General features: G+C 62.8%; 1 protein-coding gene. It reads right to left on the reverse strand.

Translation table 11 applies throughout. The features are described from left to right. On the reverse strand, positions 1–1,375 hold a 1,375-nt coding region (locus EN893_RS34085), incomplete at both ends, for an ABC transporter ATP-binding protein (protein ID WP_164901385.1).

A 1,375-nucleotide genomic window follows, 5' to 3' on the forward strand; every position in this document is an offset into this window, starting at 1 on the left:
GCGAACCGCCCGAATGGCTGGGATTGAGCGTGTCGAACGGGTTCTGGAACACCATCTGGATCGACGACACCGTGTCAACGCTCCGTTTCTCGATGCCCGTCGACTGGATTTCCGTGTTGCCCAGCGTCACCGTGCCGGCACTTGCCGTCTCCAGCCCGAGCAGCACCTTGGCCAGCGTCGACTTTCCGCAGCCGGATTCGCCGACGATGGCGACCGTCTCGGATTCGCGCGCCATGAACGAGATCGTCTCATTGGCCTTGACGACGCGGCCCTCGCTCGAGCCGAACACCTCGCTGCCGCCGACCCTGTAGTATTTTCTGAGATCCTCGATCTTGAGCACCGGCGCGCCGGGCACGACGCGCTCATTGACCTTCTTGGCGCCGGGCGGCAGCGCTTCCCAGTCGATCTCGTTGAAACGCACACAGCGCGAGAAATGGCCTTCGTGACCCGCGACCTCGATCATCGGGATTTCGGCGGCGTTGCAGACGCCCTCCACGAAATGGTGGCAGCGCGGGCCGAAATTGCAGCCCTTGGGCCGCTCGTGCGGTAGCGGCAGCTGCCCGGGAATCGAGATCAGCGGCCGTGAATTCTTGTCGGCGCCGGGCAGCGGGATCGAGCGGAACAGCCCTTGCGTATAGGGATGGCGCATCCTGTCGAAGACATCCTTGATCTTGCCGGTCTCCACCGCCTCGCCCGAATACATCACCGTGATGCGGTCGCAGGTTTCGAGGATCAGGCCGAGATTGTGCGACACGAAGATCATCGACGTGCCGAACTTCTCGCCCAGCCCCTTGACCAGGTCGACGATGCCCGCCTCCACCGTCACGTCGAGCGCCGTCGTCGGCTCGTCGAGCAAAAGCAGCGCCGGCTTCGACAGCAGCGCCATGGCGATGACGATGCGCTGTTGCTGGCCGCCCGAAAGCTGGTGCGGATAGGAGCGCATCATACGCTCGGGGTCCGGCAGCTTGACCGAGCGCACCATTTCGAGCGCGCGCTTATAGGCCTCTTCCTTCGACACCTTGTCGTGGATCAGCGGCACTTCCATCAATTGCTGGCCGACCTTCATCGCCGGGTTCAGGCTCGCCATCGGCTCCTGGTAGATCATCGCGATCTTGTTGCCGCGAATGGAGCGCAACTCCTCGTCGGAGAGCTCGCCCATGTCCTTGCCCTGAAACTTGATCTTGCCGCCGACGATTTTTCCGATGTTGGAGAGGTCGCGCATGATGCCGAGCGACACGGTCGACTTGCCGCAGCCGGATTCGCCGACGATGCCCATCGCCTCCCCCGGCATGACGGTGCAGGAAAAATCCATGACGGCCGGGATCTCGCCCTTGCGGGTGAAGAAGGAGATCGACAGGTTCTCGATCTCGATGAT

It is taken from the genome of Mesorhizobium sp. M7A.F.Ca.CA.004.04.2.1, from assembly GCF_004022825.1.
Classification (GTDB): domain Bacteria; phylum Pseudomonadota; class Alphaproteobacteria; order Rhizobiales; family Rhizobiaceae; genus Mesorhizobium.